Annotated in this window: 16 protein-coding genes; 7 read left to right on the forward strand and 9 right to left on the reverse strand. The window is 52.2% G+C overall.

The annotated features are described in order from the left end of the window. Nucleotides 1–9 precede the first annotated feature (9 nt). The 4 genes from IPK01_06630 to IPK01_06645 all read left to right on the forward strand — a co-directional run bounded on the left by IPK01_06630 (nucleotide 10) and on the right by IPK01_06645 (nucleotide 3221). Entirely contained in the window at nucleotides 10–1014 is a 1005-nt protein-coding gene (locus tag IPK01_06630; GenBank protein MBK7933167.1) for an asparaginase, read from the forward strand. Nucleotides 1015–1055: 41 nt separating this feature from the next. Then, nucleotides 1056–1649, forward strand: coding sequence for a hypothetical protein (locus tag IPK01_06635; GenBank protein ID MBK7933168.1), 594 nt, complete (start codon nucleotides 1056–1058; stop codon nucleotides 1647–1649). A gap of 77 nt (nucleotides 1650–1726) precedes the next feature. Continuing rightward, the gene (locus IPK01_06640; GenBank protein ID MBK7933169.1) at nucleotides 1727–2500 is read left to right on the forward strand and encodes a glucose 1-dehydrogenase; all 774 of its coding nucleotides are present in this window, start codon (nucleotides 1727–1729) and stop codon (nucleotides 2498–2500) included. 4 nt (nucleotides 2501–2504) lie between these two features. Next, on the forward strand, nucleotides 2505–3221 hold the full coding sequence (locus IPK01_06645; GenBank protein MBK7933170.1) for an urease accessory protein UreH: 717 nt from the start codon (nucleotides 2505–2507) through the stop codon (nucleotides 3219–3221). 5 nt (nucleotides 3222–3226) lie between these two features. Here IPK01_06645 and IPK01_06650 read toward each other — a convergent pair whose 3' ends face one another. The 5 genes from IPK01_06650 to IPK01_06670 are packed head-to-tail and all read right to left on the reverse strand — an operon-like array spanning nucleotide 3227 to nucleotide 8723. After that, complete coding sequence (locus tag IPK01_06650) at nucleotides 3227–3940, reverse strand: carbohydrate-binding family 9-like protein (GenBank protein ID MBK7933171.1); 714 nt, start codon at nucleotides 3938–3940, stop codon at nucleotides 3227–3229. After that, nucleotides 3937–5046 (reverse strand): DUF2156 domain-containing protein, encoded by a 1110-nt coding sequence (locus tag IPK01_06655; GenBank protein MBK7933172.1) that lies wholly within the window; start codon nucleotides 5044–5046, stop codon nucleotides 3937–3939. The genes IPK01_06650 and IPK01_06655 overlap by 4 nt, the downstream gene beginning before the upstream one ends. After that, nucleotides 5046–6770, reverse strand: a complete 1725-nt coding sequence (locus IPK01_06660) for an AarF/ABC1/UbiB kinase family protein (GenBank protein MBK7933173.1) — start codon at nucleotides 6768–6770, stop codon at nucleotides 5046–5048. The genes IPK01_06655 and IPK01_06660 overlap by 1 nt, the downstream gene beginning before the upstream one ends. A gap of 15 nt (nucleotides 6771–6785) precedes the next feature. After that, nucleotides 6786–7739: a bifunctional riboflavin kinase/FAD synthetase gene (locus IPK01_06665; protein MBK7933174.1), complete on the reverse strand. Its 954-nt coding sequence runs from the start codon at nucleotides 7737–7739 to the stop codon at nucleotides 6786–6788. A 6-nt stretch (nucleotides 7740–7745) separates the two neighbouring features. Further along, a complete protein-coding gene (locus IPK01_06670; GenBank protein ID MBK7933175.1) occupies nucleotides 7746–8723 on the reverse strand; it encodes a deoxyhypusine synthase family protein in 978 nt (325 codons plus the stop codon). A 73-nt stretch (nucleotides 8724–8796) separates the two neighbouring features. On the opposite strand from IPK01_06670, the gene IPK01_06675 reads away from it, so the two are divergent. Both IPK01_06675 and IPK01_06680 read left to right on the forward strand, forming a co-directional pair. Further along, nucleotides 8797–9153: a hypothetical protein gene (locus IPK01_06675; GenBank protein ID MBK7933176.1), complete on the forward strand. Its 357-nt coding sequence runs from the start codon at nucleotides 8797–8799 to the stop codon at nucleotides 9151–9153. 521 nt (nucleotides 9154–9674) lie between these two features. Beyond that, complete coding sequence (locus tag IPK01_06680; protein ID MBK7933177.1) at nucleotides 9675–11660, forward strand: hypothetical protein; 1986 nt, start codon at nucleotides 9675–9677, stop codon at nucleotides 11658–11660. Nucleotides 11661–11933: 273 nt separating this feature from the next. Here IPK01_06680 and IPK01_06685 read toward each other — a convergent pair whose 3' ends face one another. The 4 genes from IPK01_06685 to IPK01_06700 form a co-directional block, all read right to left on the reverse strand. Next, entirely contained in the window at nucleotides 11934–12932 is a 999-nt protein-coding gene (locus IPK01_06685) for a ribonucleotide-diphosphate reductase subunit beta (GenBank protein MBK7933178.1), read from the reverse strand. Between the two features lie 160 nt (nucleotides 12933–13092). Then, on the reverse strand, nucleotides 13093–15423 hold the full coding sequence (locus IPK01_06690) for a ribonucleoside-diphosphate reductase subunit alpha (protein MBK7933179.1): 2331 nt from the start codon (nucleotides 15421–15423) through the stop codon (nucleotides 13093–13095). Nucleotides 15424–15854: 431 nt separating this feature from the next. Next, complete coding sequence (locus IPK01_06695) at nucleotides 15855–16622, reverse strand: MBL fold metallo-hydrolase (protein ID MBK7933180.1); 768 nt, start codon at nucleotides 16620–16622, stop codon at nucleotides 15855–15857. A 73-nt stretch (nucleotides 16623–16695) separates the two neighbouring features. Then, the gene (locus tag IPK01_06700) at nucleotides 16696–17265 is read right to left on the reverse strand and encodes a DUF1844 domain-containing protein (GenBank protein ID MBK7933181.1); all 570 of its coding nucleotides are present in this window, start codon (nucleotides 17263–17265) and stop codon (nucleotides 16696–16698) included. 341 nt (nucleotides 17266–17606) lie between these two features. On the opposite strand from IPK01_06700, the gene IPK01_06705 reads away from it, so the two are divergent. Further along, entirely contained in the window at nucleotides 17607–19514 is a 1908-nt protein-coding gene (locus tag IPK01_06705) for a tetratricopeptide repeat protein (protein ID MBK7933182.1), read from the forward strand. Nucleotides 19515–19567: the final 53 nt, after the last annotated feature.

A 19567-nucleotide genomic window follows, 5' to 3' on the forward strand; every position in this document is an offset into this window, starting at 1 on the left:
TGAAATATTATGAACTCCGAAATTCTAGCCAATGTTATTCGCGGAGAAACGGTAGAATCGATCCATCGCGGGCATTTGATCGTCCTCGATGGCAACGGCGAGAAGGTCTTTTCGCTCGGCGATCCGTCTACGGTCACGTATTTTCGCTCGTCTGCAAAGGCATTTCAGGCAATACCGTTCATCACGAGCGGTGCAGCGGACGCCTTCGATTTCACGGAAGAGGAGATCGCCCTTTCGGTCGCATCGCATTCCGGCGAGCAGCGGCACGTAGAGATAGCGGAGGGAATGCTCGCGAAAGTCGGCCTCGCCGAACCTGATCTGCGCTGCGGTGCTCACCTTCCATTCGATGAGGCCGAGTCACATCGAATGATAGCTGCCGGAGAAAAACCGACGCAGCTTCACAACAACTGCTCCGGCAAACACTCCGCGATGCTCGCGTTCGCCAAACACATCGGTGCCGACATCACCTCATACGAATCGCCGGACAGTCGAATTCAGCGGCGTATTTTGAGATGCGTGTCAGATTTTACCGAGATACCGTCAGACCTGATCGCGATCGGCATCGATGGCTGCGCAGCACCGAATTTTGCATTGCCCGTCGCCGCAATGGCAAAAAGCTTTGTTAATCTCCTCGCTCCATCGAAATTTCCTGAAGCTACCCGGCGGGCCTGCTCGCGCATAGTCTCGGCAATGATCAAATATCCCGAACTCATCGGCGGCTCGACCCGCCTCGACACGATGCTGATGCGAGCAGCTCCGGGCAGATTCATCTCGAAGGTCGGTGCCGACGGCGTCTGGCTCTGCGGCGTCCTGCCATCCGAAAAGTGGCCGACAGGCCTCGGCATCGCCCTCAAGATCGAAGACGGTGACGATTACCTATCGCGTCCGGTAGTTACCGTTGCCCTGCTACGTCATTTTGGCGTATTGTCAAAAGACGACCTGCAACCGATCTCACCCATGCCGATCAAGAATCGGCGCGGTGACCAAGTCGGAAGAGTTGAGGCGATGTTATGAAGATCTGTCCGAGTTGCCAATCCTCATATACAGATGAAACTTTGCGGTTTTGTCTGCAGGACGGAACCGAACTTATCGGAAGCAATTCGGGGAACTATCCCACCCAGGTCCTTCCCGAAATGGAAACCGTCGTCCGGCGAGATCCGATCACGACTGACGATCAAAAGATCCGAATGACCCATGCTACCGTCACACCGGACGGAAGAGGGTCAAACACGCTTCTGATAGTCGGCCTGACGGCGGTCGGGATGTGCGTCCTTTTCGGGGGCATCGCCGCAGCTTGGCTGTTTATGGGCTCTAATAGCTCGAAAACCGGTTCTGGGTTGAACTCGAATTATAAAACCCCGACCGTCATGCCGACGATCTCGGCTAATGCCAACACCGACGCCTGGACGCTCTGGGAACCAATCGACTTCAACGCCAGCCTCAACGGAGACCGGCTCACCTTTTATCGCGGAACGACCTACGAACGGTGCCAGGCCGACTGCGACGCCGACCCAAAATGCCGTGCCTTCGGCCTCGTCAGAGCGGGATTCTATAACCCCGAGGATCCGCCGATGTGTTATTTACTGACTAAGGTCACAGGTTCAACACCCTCGGCTTGCTGCATTTCGGGTATCAAAAAAGCTCCTTGAGGACCCGATTGACGGTTAGCACGCAGACTTTAAATTACCTACCTCGATTTCGAAGCTTAAACGTGCAAACATATCTAATGTCCAAAAACGTCAAAGATCTGTTCGACCTGACCGGCAAGACTGCGATCGTTACCGGTGGTTCGCGTGGGATCGGCCGTGAGTTGGCCGAGGGTTTGGCTGAGGCCGGTGCCAACTTGATGCTGTGTGCGCGAAAGGCTGCTCAGCTCGATGAGACCGTTTCGGCTTTTAAGGCCAAAGGCTATGATGTCGCGGGAAAGGCGTGCGACGTGGCAAAGCCCGAGGAAGTTCAGGCCGTTATCGATGCGGCCGTTGAGCGGTTCGGTTCGGTCGATATTTTGATAAACAATGCCGGCACGTCGTGGGGAGCAATGCCTGAAGACATGCCGCTCGAGCGCTGGCAGCAGGTGATCGATGTAAATCTAACGGGATGCTTTCTGTTTGCTCAGGCGGCAGGACGTGTGATGCTGAAACAAGGTAAGGGCTCGATGATCAACATCGCGTCGATAGCCGGTCAAACTTCTTCAGCAAACGGCCCTTTCTATGCAGGCTACGTGGCGAGCAAAGCAGGACTCATCGGCCTGACGCGTGAACTCGCGGCAAGCTGGGGCCGAAAAGGTATTAGGGTGAATGCAATAGCTCCCGGCTTCTTCCATTCCAAAATGGCCGATGCCGTGATCGACATTTACGAACGCTCGATACAGGAGAACAACGTCATTCCCCGAGTTGGCGAAGAAGGCGAACTAAAGGGCGTGACGGTGTTTCTCGCGTCCGATGCGTCAAGCTATATAACCGGCCAAACGATCGCGGTTGACGGAGGAATGACAGTCTAGATACATGGAAGAATTACTTGCTCCATCACCCGAACAGTCTGCGATCGCGGTCCTTCTGATCGGTTTTTTGTTCGGCCTCTACCACGCCATCGAAGCGGACCACCTCGCCGCAGTCTCGGCGATCGTCAGCGAACACAAGAACCTCTTTGCGGCGTCAGTGATCGGCGGATTTTGGGGCGTTGGACATACGATCTCGCTGTTTGTAGTCGGTGTCGTTGTAGTCCTATTGAAATATCAGATCTCTAAGGCGACCGAAGGAATGCTTGAGGGCATAGTCGGGGTCATGCTTGTACTCTTGGGCTTGAACGCTATCCGTAAAATTTTTGGTGCTGATCAGATCCACGCCCATGATCATGAGCACGGCGGCCACAAACACGTTCACGTTCATCTGCACAAACAGGACGAATCCGGATCAAGCCACCATCGTTTTGCGCCTCGAGCAGTCATGGTGGGAATGGTGCATGGCCTTGCCGGCAGTGCCGGCCTGATGCTGCTCGTCTTGCCGACCATATCGTCACCGGCCGTTGCCCTTCTTTATATCGCGATCTTTGGTCTCGGTTCGATCGCAGGAATGATGCTAATGAGCCTATTTTTGGGATTATCGCTCTATTTCACGGCCGGCCGTTTCTCGATGGTAAATCGGGCGATCCGCTTCGCGGCTGGCGGTTTTAGTCTTATTTGGGGTTCACTGCTGATCCACGAGAAGTTCTTTAGTGCCTAGCGTTTTCATTTAGCAAACTCAAATTCGCCGAATTTTGATGGTACGTGAAAATTCGGCTTCTTTGTTTTCGTCGCTTGCCACGACAGATATCCGCGTGTCGGATCTTTGCCAACGCAGCGAAACAAATTGCCGAGCCAAATGTCGCCCGCTTTTGGAATCTTGCCAAATGCCTCCCACGGTATCTTGATCCCCATCACGACCCTTTCGGTCTCAACCGAAACTGCCGACTGCATCCCGGACTTGTATTCAAGATCCGTAATTCGCCTTTTCGGCGTGACGTTGATCCTTAGATCGATCCACTCTCCCGTCGGAGCGATCTCGAATTCAAAATACTTATTTCGGACCGCCTTATCAGGTGCGATAAATATCTCACACACATCACGATCCCAAAGGCCGTTGGTCTTTGCCGTTAAGTCAGACTTTTCGCTGATGACAAGCGGCTCGCCCTGATTTGCCTCGAAACGAACGTGCAGTGCCGTCGCCGACCACAAAAGCCGTGCCCTAAAATGCCTACCCTCCGGTGCCTTGACGCCCGACCAATCGTTCCCGACAGCGACCTCGGTTGCGTTATCCCATACTGCCGAATTTAGTTCGTCGGGCCTTAATTCACTGTCGATCCGCGTGATCTTTAACCGTTTTGAGTTCATTGTCTGTGCGTTGGTCGAGGCATAGGCGAAAATGAATATAGAGATCAGGAGAGTTATGTCCCACCTTTTCATGTTTTCCTTCTCGCTCTGAGTGTTCTGAATTCCGTCGCAACGGCCCTACCGAGACCGCGAAGGACCATTCTTGAAGTCGAGTTTCCGCTAAAAGCGGCGGCAATTGCGTAAAGCGTTCTGAATGATACACGCGGTTCGTTGCAAAGGGCAAATACGGGTTCCCAGTTTTGCGGACGCAGCTTCGCCTTGAATGAATCGAGCCCGTCAAAATTGTAGAACCGCTTACCGTGCTGGCGAAACCAGGTCAGAAGCATCCGCAGCCAAATTGGATTGTGAAAAGGCTCAACATTTGCACGCGTCGATAACGGCGAAAGCCCAAGGGTTGCATAATCGGATCCATCGGCTCCGATCTGCCGCATCGCGGTATCGATCATTAGCTCGACCGTTCCGTTGGGTGCTCCGGGGCGATGGGGAAATTGTTCGAAAAGCCAGCCGTTTCGTTGAGCGACAGGGGACAAAACCAAAAATCCGATCACCTCATCCAAACGCTCGGCGACAAATACGCGTCTTCCTTCGAGCCGCGACAGAGTATCCGACTCGACCATAAAGTGCAGTGGCGGCAGTCCCTTCGAATCGAGCCAATCATCGAGACATTCCTGCAGAGCCGGATGTTCACGAGACCTTTCGACTGGCCATTCGGAGACTGTCACACGTTTGTTTCGGGCACGGTTCAATTGCGCTCGAAACGATCGGTGACCGGCGACCGTCGCGGGCCATTGCTTCGGATCCCATGTGGGTTGGGCTCCGAGAAGGAATTTTGAATGCGTTTCCGACCCGGCAAATACCGACTCCAACCTTGCCTCGGCGCAGAAATAGCAAACTCGTTGGTCCGCATCGCGAGCGCTGGATTCGAACTCAACCGCGACCTCTAGCAGTCGCTCGCGTTCGCAGACCGGCGCACCGGCCACCACGCGCATTCCGCCCGCGGCGGCATACCCGACCACTGCATCTCCGGCAACGGCGAACCAACGCTCGATCCCGGGGTTAACGATTTGAAAAGAAGTGGAATTCCAGCCATGGGCGAGCACGAGTTCCCTCGCCCGGACGATGTTTGGATTTTCAGGGTGTTGACGACTCGACGGCTGTTGAGTTAACCGTTCTTCCATTAATTTCCCGTGTTCAAAACTGTGCGAAAGGCCATCTTCGCAAGTTTCCACGTTCGGTCCCAGTCGATCTTTCCGCCTTCGTCCCGGCCCATCAGTTTGCCTACAAACGCTTTGCGGAAATCATTGCCCTCACGGCGAAGCATAAATTCCTTGGCGTATGGCTTGGCCGTTTCAAAGAAATTGAACTCGGGATCGGTAATGATGCCGATGCCCTCGAGCGTCATCAGGGCACGCATGATGTAAGTAAAATTGGAGGGCAGACGAAACGGATAATCGTACATCACGTCCGCAAGATCGTATGTTAGTTCTTTGAAATTGACGTCCTTGAGCTTACGGTTGAGATGAAACTCGAACATCTTTTCGACGACCGGTTTTACAACATCAGGGCTGGTTCCGGGCTTCAGAAAATCAAGAGCGATCAGATCGTCGGCGATGCCGCTCGCGTCCTTGCTGACCACGTGAAAGAATGCGTCGATCATCTTGGCCTGCAGGTCAGGCGTAATGCGCCCGACCATTCCAAAATCAAAAAACGCCACTCGGCCATCAGGCATGACGAGCAAATTGCCCGGATGCGGATCGGCGTGGAAAAAGCCGTCCTCGAGCAATTGCTTGAGGTAAGTCTTTATCAGCAAACGGTTTACCTTTTCAGGCGAGATGTTCTTTTGGATCTGCTCATCGACCTCGGTGACCTTGGTACCGTGGATGAATTCCATGGTCAGCACTTTTTCGGTGGTCGCGTTCCAGTAGATCTTCGGCACGTGGATGTTGGACCAATTCTTAAAACTCTCACGAAAACGCTCTGCATTTCGGCCCTCGGCGGTGTAGTCCATTTCCTCGTGGACCGTCTCGTCAAATTCGCCAAGCATCCCCGCCCAATCGGCATTCTGGTTCAACTGCGGAAAGCGTTCGGCAAACTTTGCGACCTTTTTGAGGATCACGATGTCGCCTTTGATCGTGGCTTCCAGGTTTGGCCGCTGAACCTTTACCGCGACCTCTTCGCCGGTGTGCAGCCGGGCTCGATAGACCTGTCCGAGCGATGCAGCGGCGACCGGCTGGAGCTCAAACTCGGCGTATACCTCGTTGATCTTGAGCCCGAGTTCATGCTCAATTCGGGCGAATGCTACGTCATTTGGAAACGGCGGAACGCTGTCGACCAATGTTCCCAGCTCTTTCACGAACGGCAGCGGCAGCAGATCAGCCCGCGTTCCCATCGATTGGCCGATCTTTATAAAAGTCGGGCCGAGCTCGATCAGCTTTTCTTTCAGCCAAACCGCCTGTTTCTCCTGATTCTGTTCGCGGTTGGCGTTCGAACCGATCACGAACCATCGCAACAACGCTGTAAACTGATGTACTGTCCATAGCCTGATCGAATACAATTTCTCACCGTAAACCGCCAGCCGCGTCAGACGGGCGGCCGTTTTCAATCTCGTTTTCTTGTTCCTCACCTGAGCCATTCGATGCATGTCGAATTGGTCGAGGTACAGATACATCGCCAGCATCGCTATCACCCGCGAGATCTGGAACAATCGCCAGTAGCCGCGTATTCCGTGATAGCCGCCCTCAACCGACGATTCGACCGTTAACAATGCCTTTTCCTCGGCGATCAGCTGTTCGTTCGAGGTCATTTTCGCGATCGGCAAAGTGCTCGTCGGGACCAGTTTCCCGTTTCCGTTGACTGGCATCGGCCTTTCAGCTGTAATTGTTCCGGTTCCGCTTTCTGTCATTTCGTATTTCGATCTTTACAAGATCGCCAGCATGTTCTGTACGCCCTGATGGTGGAAATAGTTCCTCGCACGGGCTGAGTCCAGTTCGATCTGAGCTTTGAGCTGGTCAATTCCGTTAAATTTCTTCTCGTCGCGAATGCGATGCAAAAACCTCACTCTCAGGACATCGCCGTAAAGGTCGCCGTCGAAGTCGAATACATATGTTTCGATAGAAGGGTCGGCTTCGGATTCAAACGTCGGACGTACGCCGATATTCGTAACGCTCTTTCGCCAGGTGCCGTCGATCAGAGTGGCTGTTGCGTAGACGCCGAAACGCGGAATAACGCGGTTATGCGGTTTGAGGTTGGCGGTTGGGAAACCGATCGTGTGGCCGCGTCGGTTGCCGCGAATAATTACGCCCTCGACGCCGTACGGGCGGCCGAGCATTCGGCGGGCGAGGTTTACACGGCCTTCGGCAAGCAAACGGCGGATAGCGGACGAGCTGACACGAATACCGCGAAGCTGCACCTCATCGACCTCATCAGCAGCAAATCCGAGCTCGCCGCTCATTTTCTTGAGCAGATCGATATTGCCGCCGCGACCCTTTCCAAATGCAAAACCTTTGCCGAGATAGACCTCTTTCGCATGCAAACGGTCACGAATGATCTCAGAAAGAAACTTCTCGGCCGGCTGCTGTGAGAACTCCGATGTGAATGGAATAACGATCGCCTGCTCGATACCCAATACCTCAAAATTTGACAAACGCTGGTCGAGGGTCTGCAGCAGCGGCGGAGCCGATTCGGGATGCAGAACGGCACGCGGATGCGGGTCAAATGTGATCGCCGTCGGCACGGCCCCGGCCGCCTTTGCCTGCACGACCACCGTCTCCATTATCCGTTGATGCCCGATATGCAGCCCGTCAAAAACGCCCAGCGTCAGCACCGTCGGCCGTGCAATATTAGCGTTCTCTGTGCCATGAAAGATCTTCATGAGTCTTTACCAACCCAAAATATAAGCAAACATCAACGGTGCGACGATCGACGCGTCTGATTCGACGATGAATTTCGGCGTCGCTGCTTCGAGCTTGCCCCACGTGATCTTTTCATTCGGAACGGCACCTGAATACGAACCGTACGATGTGGTCGAATCAGAGATCTGGCAAAAATATCCCCAAACGGGGACACCGTCACGCTGCAGGTCCTGATGGAGCATAGGAACGACGCAGATCGGAAAGTCGCCGGCGATGCCGCCGCCAATTTGGAAGAATCCGACGGTCGAATCGTCGGTCGCACTTGCCGTGTACCATTCGGCAAGCGACATCATGTACTCGATGCCGGTTCGGACCGTGTGGACGTTCTTGATATCGCCCGTGATGACGTGGCCCGCGAACATGTTGCCCATGGTCGAATCTTCCCAGCCCGGCACGACCATCGGCAGATTCTTTTCCATCGCGGCGTACATCCACGAATCTTTGAGGTCGATCTGGTAATACTCTTCGAGCGAGCCGTTCCTGAGTACCTGATACATGAATTCGTGCGGGAAGTACTGCTTTCCTTCCTGATCTGCTTTTGTCCAAACATCGACCATCGCCTTCTCCAGCCTACGCATCGCTTCCATCTCGGGGATGCACGTGTCGGTCACGCGGTTCATATGGCGGTCGAGCAGGTCCTGTTCGTCGGCCGGCGTCAAGTCGCGGTAATGCGGCACGCGTTCGTAAAAATCATGAGCGACGAGATTGAATAGGTCTTCTTCGAGATTCGCACCGGTGCAAGAGATGATCTGCACCTTATCCTGCCTGATCATCTCGGCAAGGCTCAACCCCAATTCCGCCGTCGACATCGCTCCGGCAAGCGTGATCATCATCTTTCCGCCGCCGTTTAAATGCTGCGTATAAGCCTCAGCCGCGTCAATAAGAGCCGCCGAATTAAAATGCCGGTAGTGATGTTTAATAAATTCTGTTATTTGTCCGTTCATAAGTGCCTTTCATCTAATCTGCACGAAAACTATAATACTATTACATTTGGTCCCCTTTTTGAATCTATACAAAATGCCTGCAAGCAACGACAATTGGGTGTGTTTTGAATGCCGCATGGTAATTCGGTACCCGAAGAACGCTAAACAGGTCCCGAAGTGCCTCGCGTGCGGTTCCGGTACTTTTTGGCTTGGTTCTAAGGTCGAGGTCCCCAAAAAGGATGATGTGCGCGGCTGGCGTCATTTGCGGGATGACTGCCGCACTCGCGAAATTGTTCGGATCGAAAAAGAGGCCGCAGATAGGCGGAGCTATGCGAAGGCCGCTAAACTCCGGATCGAGCAGCTAGAGGCCCTTCCGGCAAACAAAGAACGGTCAAAGCTGATCGCCCAACTCACAAGAAGTATTGAAAAGCTCCTTTTGGGCCGGAAATAACCTGTCACTTACGATCATTTAGGCACCCTCATGTTCCGTGAAACACCTTTGTGTGAGGTGGAACGGAACAAGAACGAGAATTCGGGGCCTTCGATATTCATCGAGTAGATCCAGCGATCGAAGACAGGTAACCCATTTGCGAATACTAAGAACTAACCGCGAAAAACGCGAAAGATACGAAAATAGATCGCATTCCTTTTCGTATTTTTCGTATTTTTCGCGGTTAAAAATACTTTAAAAAGCTTCGTTAAAACTCACATCTCCGGCCACAGCAACCTGGTACGCCGAGACCCACCGCCCGAGAGTGTCAGCATTTCGGGCGGCTCGTTCTATCAACTCTTAATTATTCAATTCAAATCTCACGCGACGTGATGAGCGTCACATTACCTACACGGTTTTTGTGCGAGTATACTCATAGGCGGGTATCTTACACGCCGGGTTTATATAGATATATCTAAAATATCTGCCAAAAAGAACCGATGACGACCGGTCGATAACCACTCGCTTCAGGAGGTATCGGTATGCGGTGTGTTTTTAATAAAATCGGTTCGAACAATGGATCTTCAGTTCTCGCTTTCATTTTAACCAGTCTTCTATTACTAGCTGCAGCGGACACTGCCGTCTTCGGGCAAAACGTCCCTCCGGTTTTCGATCTTCAATTCATCGGAAACGGCACGCCGACAGCGATCAATAATTCAAGGACGATCGCTGGTAATCGATACGTTGCCGGAAGCTATCTACCATTGGTAAGCATCGGAGGCCAGCCATGGACCGCACTGCCCGTCCCGGCCGGCTCAATGAGTACATTTCCGACTGATATCAATAATCTTGATGTTATCGTCGGAGTCTCATACAGTCCCCAGTGGAATCCGATATCAGTGCGATGGACGAGGGGAACGGGCGGGTATGCTCTCGAAATATTGCCCCGAATGAACAACGATCCGTCGTCGTATGCCACGGCGATAAACGATGCCGGGCAGATAGTCGGCTCAAGAAGTGCTCTTGGGTATCAGCCAACCGGTCAAGGTTGGGTTTACAGCGACACAAACGGATTTACCAGTCTTGTGACCTACGGGTTTTGGATCGTTCCGCGCGATATCAACAATGCCGGCATCGTCATCGGAGGACAAGAGCGTCTAAACCTTGTAACAGGCCAATTGGACGTGACCGGCCAGGGCCCCGCAAACTACAACGCGATCACCAGTACGGCGATAAATTCCAGCGGTATGATCGCAGGGTCCTCTTCGCTTCGGTCGACATCATTGAACATTGTTTCCGTTTTCCGCTATGGACTTAACAGCCAATGGATGTTCATTGCGGGTTCATCAAGATATACATCTGTCCAATGTATCAATGCATTGGGTGACATAGGTTACGGCGAGTATGGTGCCGGACTCTTCCTGGATGGCCTCGGGACCTATGCCGTCGGAAGCCTCCTCGACCCAGTTGTTACGGGTCAGGGATGGACGATCACAGGCAACGGAGCTTTCATAAACGACCTAAGACAGGTGGCCACTATTGGGCGAAATAGTGTCAGCGGCGAAACCGGCACGGTCCTGCTTTCACCGGCCGGCAATTTGCCGACGCCGACCGCACCGTCGAACCTATTTGGCGTCGCGCATCAGGCAACTCGGATGGAGCCTTACAATTCGATCGATCTTTCTTGGGTCGATACCAGCCCGCTCACCATCGGTTGGGAACTGCAGCGAAGCGTTCTCGGAACAAATGTGTGGGAAGTCCTTTCACTTGTGCCGCCCGGAACTACGGCCTATCACTCAGACACGACGGTCGGAGTAAATATTACTTACAACTATCGCGTTAGGGCGATCGGCATAGGCGGCTCGAGCCCGTGGTCAAATACTGCCACTGTCACTTCGCCGGCCATTCCGCTTGATACAACACCGCCGCAGGTCGCGCTTTTGGAACCTGCAGACGGAGCAAGTGTCTCGGGAATCGTTCTTGTCAGGTCACTGGCTACCGATAATGTGGCTATTGAATACCAGGAGATCAGCTTCTGGAATCAATTTTCCGGTCAGCAGGTGATCATTGGCTCAACTGCAAACGGTGGCGAATTTTCAGTTAATTGGGATACGCGCCAGCTCGTGCCGGCAACATATAGGATCCGGGCGTTTGCTTCGGACACGCTTGGAAATTGGGATCAGTCTGAGGTCAATGTTGTGGTTGGAAACACTTCGGGGACCGTCATGCATGTCAGCGCGATCTCGCTTTCAGCGGTCCCCAGCCCGGTGCTCACTGTTACCGGTAACGTGACGGTTCTGAACGAAGCAAATGGACCGGTTTCCGGCGCCTCGGTGTCGATCATTTGGAATACGCCGGACGGACGTAAACGAAAGCAGACCAGCCAAACCAACAGCCTCGGCGTCGCCTCGTTCTCAGTGAGCTCGATTCCCGGAAAGTATCGGCTGACGGTATCGCAGGTTGTAAAACCGGGCCTTTCATTCAACCGCTCAGCCAGCCAATTGACCGCGACGATAAGTGTGCCCTGATCGCGGTCAGATCTGAAGCCTGGCCCTATTGATCAGGCTTCATATTTACTTCTGAACTGGAACAAAGACGATCGGCGGCGCGTTTGTTCCATGTTTCGTAAGTTTTGTGTGAGGTGGAACGGAACAAGAATAGCGTGTTCGATCGCTTGAGGATAGACTCAAGCAGATAGCTCATTCCCTAATATTAAGATCTGCCCACGAAAAACACGAAAGACACGAAATAGAAGATCGCTCTTTCTTTCGTGTCCTTTCGTGTAATTCGTGGGCGATATCTTAAAACGCTTCGTTAAAGCTGACGTCTCCCGCGACCGCGACTTGATAGGCCGAGACGCGGCGTTCGAAGAAGTTGGCTAGTTCCTGAACGTCTTGCAGGTCCATGAACGAGAACGGATTTTTTGCTCCGTACACCTTTTGCATTCCGAGCATTATGAGGCGTTGATCGGCGACGAATTCGAGGTATTGACGCATATCGGCGACCGAAAGGCCCGAGATGCCGCCGGACAGGATGTCCTCGGCAAACTGCATTTCGCAGTTGACCGCTTCGTCGATCATCGCGGCGATCTGGCTGTGGAGTTGGTCGTCGAAAAGCTCAGGCTCTTCGTTTCGCACTTCTTTGATCACATCGAGTGCAAACGCCATATGCGCCGATTCGTCCCGAAAGACCCAATTCGTACCGGCAGCAAGGCCGTGGAGCAAGCCTTTTGAACGCAGAAAATAAACGTAAGCAAACGCGGCGAAGAAAAACAGGCCTTCGATACAGGTCGCAAAACAGATCAGATTGAGCAGAAACTGTTTACGGTCTTCTTTTGTCTCAAGAGCATCGAGATTCTGGATCGAATCGATCCATTTGAAGCAAAATTCGGCCTTTTTATGGATCGAAGGAATGTTCTGCACTGCCGCAAACGCCTGTTCCCGCTCGTGATGATCGGGAATATATGTATCGAGCAGCGTCAGATAAAATTGCACGTGGACCGCCTCTTCATACAACTGGCGCGACAAATACATTCGCGCTTCAGGCGAATTGATGTGCTTGTAGAGGTTGAGTACGAGGTTATTCGAGACTATCGAATCGCCGGTCGCAAAAAACGCCACCAGACGATTGATCATATGACGCTCGGACGGCGTCATCTTATTTCGAAGGTCGTTCACGTCAGTCGAAAAATCAACTTCCTCGACGGTCCACGTGTTCTTGATCGCATTTTTATACATTTCATAAAACTGCGGATACTTCATCGGACGAAGAGTTAGATTGAAACCTTGGTCTAAAAGCATAATTTTGTCGGTAGCCCGCACGTAAGTAAGGGCTCAAGTCAATTAATATTCAACGTAAGTTGACAGTCACAGTTCACCCTTGCAGCACTTGGGTAAATCGAAATCAGTCTCTACACCGCGTCGAACCCTTACTTACGTGCGGGCTACTGACACTTCGAGTCTACTGACAGGCTTCACACGCCTCTGGATTTTCGAGCGAGCAAACCAAAGCCTCTTCATCCGAATACGCTTTGACCTCGGCAGCGGTGTTTTCTACTGCGTTGACCTGTGCAATACGCGTTGCAGGGCGTGAGCGTAGGTAATACGTCGTTTTCAGGCCTTTTTGCCACGCGTACATATACATCGACGAAAGCTTGCCGATATTCGGGCTTTCCATGAAGAGGTTGAGCGACTGGCTCTGGTCGATAAATGCCCCGCGGTCGGCGGCCATGTCGATGAGCGAACGCATTGGTATCTCCCACGAAGTGCGATAGATCGCCTTGAGTTCGTCGTTAAATTCGGCGATGTCCTGTACTGAACCTTCGCTCAATTTGATCTTGTTGCGGATCTCGTCGGTCCAGAGGCCAAGTGCTTTCAGTTCTTGAACAAGATACTTGTTCACCTGTACAAAATCGCCCGACAGCGTCTCGCGTTTGAACAGGTTCGATACCTGCGGTTCGATGCACTCGTAACAGCCGGCGATCGAGGCGATCGTGGCAGTCGGTGCGATGGCGATCATCAGGCTGTTGCGAAGTCCCGTTGTCTTTATCTTCTCACGCAAAGCGTCCCAGCGAGGCATATCGTCGGGCGTCACGCCCCACAGATCGAACTGCAGATCGCCCTGAGCCGCACGCGTTTCGAAGAACGCCGGATGCATTCCTCGCTCGACCGCAAGATCGCTCGACGCATCGAGGGCTCCGAAATAGATCTCTTCCTGGATCTTCGCCGAGATCTTACGAGCCTCGTCGCCGTCGAACGGCAGACGCATTTGGAAAAATACATCCTGTAAACCCATCACGCCGAGACCGATGTTGCGCCAGCGGTTGTTCGAGCTCGAAGTGCTCGGGATCGCATAGTAATTGAGGTCGATGACCTTGTCGAGTTGGCGGACCGCGAGCTTTACATTGCGGCGAAGTTTGTCGTAATCAAACTGGCCGTCCCTCACATATCGGGCCGCGTTGATCGAGCCGAGATTGCAGACGGCGGTCTCGTTATCGCTCGTGACTTCGATGATCTCGGTGCAGAGATTTGAAAGGTGAACGACATTCTCCGGTCGTCCGGTCTGATTCGATTTTCGGTTCGATGCGTCCTTGAACGTCATCCAGCCGTTGCCCGTCTGAGCCATCGTCCGCATCATCTTGGCGTACAGATCTCGGGCGTTGATCTGCCGCATGAAGAGGCCTTCTTCTTCGGCTTTGATATAGGCGGCCTCAAATTCCTCACCGTATAGATCAGGAAAATGCGGCACGACCTTCGGATCGAAAAGCGACCACTGGCCGTCAGCCTGGACGCGTTTCATGAACAGATCAGGTATCCAATTCGCGAGATTCAGGTTGTGCGTGCGTCGGGCGTCGTCGCCGGTGTTGTCGCGGAGCTCGAGGAAATCGTCGATATCAGCGTGCCACGTTTCGAGATAGACACAGCAGGCACCCTTGCGTTTGCCGCCTTGATTTACAGCCGACACGCTCGAATCTAGCGTCTTGAGCCACGGCACGATGCCGTTCGAATGGCCATTCGTTCCGCGTATGAGCGAGCCTTGTGATCGAACCCGATGATAAGCGATGCCGATGCCGCCGGAAAATTTCGAGAGCATCGCCACGTCCGCGTACTTCTTATATATGCTTTCCAAGCTATCCTGCGGCGAATCAAGCAGGAAGCAGCTCGACAGCTGTTCGTGACGCGTGCCCGAATTGAAAAGCGTAGGCGTCGACGGAACGTATTCGAGCGACGAGAACAAATTGTAAAGATCGATCGCTTCGTGCGGGCTTTCCGAAAGACCGCAAGCCACGCGCATCCAGAAGAATTGCGGGGTCTCGATGACGTCGCGGGTCTCCGGATTTTTCAACAGATAACGGTCATACAAGGTGCGGAGCCCAAAGAATTCGAACAGGTCATTCCTTTCGTAGCTAATGGCGTCATTCAGCTTTCGGGCGTTCTGGACGACAAAATTAGCGACGCGTTCCCCGATCAAACCTTCTTTAACACCAAAAGCTATCGACTGTGAAAACGAATGGATCTCCTGATTACGGACCTCTTTCTCAATATATTGGTTGAGAAGCCGGGCTCCGAGTTTTGAATATTCCGGCTCCTCAAAGATGAGGCTTGCGGCCGTCTGGATGGAAAGCTTGTCGAGTTCTTTGGTCGTCGCACCATCATAGATGCCGCTGATCGTTTTGGTTGCGATCTTCAGGCTGTCGACCGAGGTCAAATTTACACAGCATCGCGTGATCGCTCGGACGATCTTATTGATATCGACCGGTTCGAGAGCTCCGTTTCGTTTGCGTACCTGCATCGAGGTCTGTGCCGAATTGTCCGTTTGACGTGAAGCCGCGGTGCTCGTCTGCCCAAAGAAATTGTCCATTTTTCGTCGCTTTTCCTGTTATTTTTTTACCATTTCGATCTGCCGATACGGTGTTTTTAGAGAGAAAGTCCCACCCGCCCGATTTGTAACTAACCAAACAAGGCCGTCAAACAGATCAAAATTGTTTTGTATTTCACGCGATGATTTGTCTACCGAACCGTAGGGTTTATTCCCGCGTGGATATAGACTATATGGTAGACAATACCCTTTGTCAACACAAAATATAGTGGTTTTAAAACTTTCTGCTAACTCTAATTTTTACAACATTTAGAGCGCGTAGGCTAAGGTTTAGGGTTATATTGTGTGTAACAAAATGGTAACGCCTTGAGGCGCAATGATTTAGGCGGGAATTTTCGACTCTTTTATGCCTGCTCAACAACTAATTCGTCATGAGCGAACGAAACATTGTCCGGCAATAACCGCGAATCGCGTTCGTGAAGCATGTCGTGATTAAGATGAGTAAGGAAGGCGCGTCTGGGACGCAAGTCAGCGATGATATCGAGTGCCTCTTCGAGGCAAAGATGTGTTGAATGAGGCTTTATTCTAACGCAATCGAGAACAAGAACGTCCAGATCGCGAAGCCCGTCCATTGATGCAGGTGGAATTATTTTGAGATCGGTCGCGTAGGCAAAGTCGTTGAAGCGATAGGCGATGACGGGCAATTTGCCGTGCGTCACTTCAAGCGGGGTGATCTCGAGATCTTCACCGATGCAGAATTTGGCTCCGGGCTCGACAGTGTGAGGGATCAATTGGGGCAGGCCGCCGCCGAAGTGGGTCGGATTAAAGATATATTGGAATATCCGCCGTAGATCGGTCCACGCGATCTCATTGGCATAAACACCCATCGCCCCATGTCTAAAATTAAGCGGTCTGATGTCGTCGAGGCCAAAAACGTGGTCGACATGGCAATGCGTGATCATGACCGCATCAAGGCGGCTTATTTTAGCCCGTAGAGCTTGTTGACGAAAATCTATTGAGGTATCAACGAGGATCTTCTTGTCTCGATGCTCGATCAAGATCGAAACCCTAAGCCTCTTGTCTCGCGGATCATCAGAAAGGCAAGTTTCACAATCGCACCCGATCGATGGAACGCCGGTAGATGTGCCCGTGCCGAGAAATGTAAGTTTCATCTAATAGGGGACCGCAGTCAGCAAAGAGCAAGTGAAACCAGAGGGCTGAACTCAATGGTCTCGGCAAGCGATCTTATTTCTTTCCAAGCAGCTCGTCTCCGGAGAACTGTTTCGCAGCCTGAGCTTTCAATTTTTCTTCGGTCGCTTTAACGAGACGTACATATTGCATTCGAAGGTCGGCTAGCAGGCCTTCAAGCAGCCGACTTTCCTGCGGGTGCAAGTTGCCCTTCGTCTTTTCGCGGAGCATTGAAAGTATGTCAAGCCAGTATTTGCCGCTGTCGAGGTCGAGGCTGCGTTGGCCCGTCGCGGGATGCGGGACAGCACCGAGTGCCGCTGCTGCGTTGGTGGCCAAGGTCGATAGGAAATTTACAAAACTCGCAGGATCCTGTGCACCAGGTATTTCACCATCGCCAATCTCATCCTCGTCATATGATGAAGGCTCCCCATCGATCGCTTGCCCCGCTCCCGATGTCGGGTCTACTGCCTCTGCGGGTCGAATCTCAGATTCCTGAGTAGCCGGTTTTTCGACAGGTTTCGCCGGCTCGAGTGTCACGCCTTCGCGCAAACTGCCGTCTGAGTTGAATTTTCGCTTATCAGCGACTTTGTAATGTACTTCCTCGTTCTCGTCATCGTGACCGATCATATATTTTACCCTTAATCGATATTACCATTTTGAGAAAAAAGAATTCAAAATCTTCGTTTGTTAATGATCGGCGCGGAGCGTTTGCCGCATTTCCGCAATGTGCCGTTTTGAAGCCTCCGAAACCTGGCCAGAAAGAACGATGCAGCATTATCCGATGCGAATATTTGTCGCATACTTGCACCTTTAAGAATGTGAGATTAGATTCAACTATAGAACCAAAGCCGATTGATATTAGAAAGCGAAAGAACTCAAATATTCATAGCTTGATCTATCATGAACTAAGCGTTTGATCGCAGAATCCCGTTTGTTTAGTGTTTCCCCTTTGTTTCCCTTTTGGACTTATGAAAGCTGGTTGTGAGAGTCAAAAACCGAAGAGTAAGCGAAGCATCGAATTGCCGGTGCTAAGCAATCGGCACGCCGGCAAAGGTAAGATCGCCGAATCGCGAACCAGTTGGTGGCGAGCGGCGGTGCTTATTACACTGACGTTGCTGATGATCGCACACATCATTCAATGGTGGGTCATGGGAACAACCGTCTCTCCGATCGAGCCTTCGGAAGCGATGTACACGATACAGAATGGGGCCGTCAACGCGGGATTTATCTTCTTTTCGCTGGCGATCATCGCCACTCTGATCTTTGGCCGATTCGTGTGCGGCTGGGGCTGTCACATTGTCGCATTGCAGGACTTCTGCGCATGGTTGCTCAAAAAAATGCGGTTGACACCGAAGCCGTTTCGGTCGCGTGTACTCATTTTTGTGCCGCTCGTTGTTGCACTTTACATGTTCGTTTGGCCGACCGTTTTACGACTAATTGCAGCTCCGCCGACCGAACCGCTGATTCCGCAATTTACGAATCATTTAATTACCACCGAATTTTGGGCGACATTCCCTCCGGTTTGGGTCGCAATACCCTTTTTGTTCATTTGCGGTTTTATGACCGTATATTTTCTGGGTTCAAAGGGCTTTTGTACCTACGCGTGTCCGTATGGAGGCTTTTTTGCCATCGCCGACAAGTTTGCCCCCGGCAAGATCCGTGTTACCGATGCCTGTAATGAATGCGGGCATTGTACCGCAGTCTGCACATCGAATGTGATTGTCCACGCGGAGGTCAAGCAATATGGAATGGTCGTCGATCAGGGCTGTATGAAGTGCATGGATTGTGTCAGTGTTTGCCCTAACGACGCACTATATTTTGGCTTTGGAAAACCCGCAGTCGGTGTTCCGAAGACGATCGAGAAGAACTATTCTCTTTCATGGCCGGGAGAGGTCGCGGCGGCTTTGATATTTTTCGTCAGTTTTATGGCGGTTTGGGATGTATATCAACTCGTTCCGATGCTTATGGCCCTTGGCATTGCGTGTGTCACGACCTATGTCGTTCTTCGTACGTTTAAGATGCTGAGCTCTTCTGATCTGACCTTTTATCGATATAGTCTCAAAAGTGCCGGCACGATAAAGAAAGCAGGTTGGGTGTTTTTGACGTTTACGTTGATATGGACCGGGTTGAATATTCACAGCGGATGGGTCCGCTATCATGAACGTGCAGCTGCGATCGCCTTTGCCGAGCTCCAAATACCCGATGAACTTGCCCTCGCCCGCGTAAAGCCTGACGAGTGGTTAAGTCCCTCTGATAGAAGGAATATTCAAGCCGGGGAAAAGCACTTTTATGCGGCATCGAGAGTTTCGCTGTTCACGAACAGGGAAGCGATCTCAAAACTCGCCTGGCTCGAATATTTATCCGGTGACACCGAAAATGCCCTTCGATTGCTCGACAGAGCCGCCGACAAGCAAGAGGGGCAAACCCGGGTCATGAGTCTATATTATCGAGGGGCTATCTTAAATAGATTGGGCCGGAGCGATGAAGCAATGGCGAGCCTCGACCAAGCTCTTGCGGAACGGCCCGACTTGACGCTGGCCCTGGAGGAAAAGGGCGAATCGCTTTGGCGGCTCGGACGACGCGAGGAGGCGATCATGGCGTGGAGGGATGCGATCCAACAGAATCCCGGACTTCCGGTCGCACTGAATATGATCGCCGGTGCGGCGATATCTATGGGAAGGCCCGAAACGGCCGCATCTCTGGAGGCAGAAGCCGCAAGACATACTCCTGCCGATGCCCGTTTTCATTGGATGCTTGGCTTAAGGCTCAAGAACATCGGAATGAATGAACTCGCCGACAAACAATTTGGTATGGCTCTGAAAATAGACCCTAATTTCCAGCTTCGCCTTGATTGGAATTCCCGCGAAAAACGCTGAAGTAAAATACTCTTACGGTAATGCTGAACCAACGCATACCAGCCCGGCGGCAT

The sequence above is a fragment of the Acidobacteriota bacterium genome (genome assembly GCA_016713675.1).
Classification (GTDB): domain Bacteria; phylum Acidobacteriota; class Blastocatellia; order Pyrinomonadales; family Pyrinomonadaceae; genus OLB17.

Excerpts from the sequence above, each read along its gene's own strand:
- IPK01_06630 (MBK7933167.1), top strand. The coding sequence starts at position 10 with ATGAACTCCGAAATTCTAGCCAATGTTATTCGCGGAGAAACGGTAGAA.
- IPK01_06640 (MBK7933169.1), top strand. The coding sequence starts at position 1,727 with ATGTCCAAAAACGTCAAAGATCTGTTCGACCTGACCGGCAAGACTGCG.
- IPK01_06645 (MBK7933170.1), top strand. The coding sequence starts at position 2,505 with ATGGAAGAATTACTTGCTCCATCACCCGAACAGTCTGCGATCGCGGTC.
- IPK01_06650 (MBK7933171.1), bottom strand. The coding sequence starts at position 3,940 with ATGAAAAGGTGGGACATAACTCTCCTGATCTCTATATTCATTTTCGCC.
- IPK01_06655 (MBK7933172.1), bottom strand. The coding sequence starts at position 5,046 with ATGGAAGAACGGTTAACTCAACAGCCGTCGAGTCGTCAACACCCTGAA.
- IPK01_06660 (MBK7933173.1), bottom strand. The coding sequence starts at position 6,770 with ATGACAGAAAGCGGAACCGGAACAATTACAGCTGAAAGGCCGATGCCA.
- IPK01_06665 (MBK7933174.1), bottom strand. The coding sequence starts at position 7,739 with ATGAAGATCTTTCATGGCACAGAGAACGCTAATATTGCACGGCCGACG.
- IPK01_06670 (MBK7933175.1), bottom strand. The coding sequence starts at position 8,723 with ATGAACGGACAAATAACAGAATTTATTAAACATCACTACCGGCATTTT.
- IPK01_06675 (MBK7933176.1), top strand. The coding sequence starts at position 8,797 with ATGCCTGCAAGCAACGACAATTGGGTGTGTTTTGAATGCCGCATGGTA.
- IPK01_06680 (MBK7933177.1), top strand. The coding sequence starts at position 9,675 with ATGCGGTGTGTTTTTAATAAAATCGGTTCGAACAATGGATCTTCAGTT.
- IPK01_06685 (MBK7933178.1), bottom strand. The coding sequence starts at position 12,932 with ATGCTTTTAGACCAAGGTTTCAATCTAACTCTTCGTCCGATGAAGTAT.
- IPK01_06690 (MBK7933179.1), bottom strand. The coding sequence starts at position 15,423 with ATGCAGGTACGCAAACGAAACGGAGCTCTCGAACCGGTCGATATCAAT.
- IPK01_06695 (MBK7933180.1), bottom strand. The coding sequence starts at position 16,622 with ATGAAACTTACATTTCTCGGCACGGGCACATCTACCGGCGTTCCATCG.
- IPK01_06700 (MBK7933181.1), bottom strand. The coding sequence starts at position 17,265 with ATGATCGGTCACGATGACGAGAACGAGGAAGTACATTACAAAGTCGCT.
- IPK01_06705 (MBK7933182.1), top strand. The coding sequence starts at position 17,607 with ATGAAAGCTGGTTGTGAGAGTCAAAAACCGAAGAGTAAGCGAAGCATC.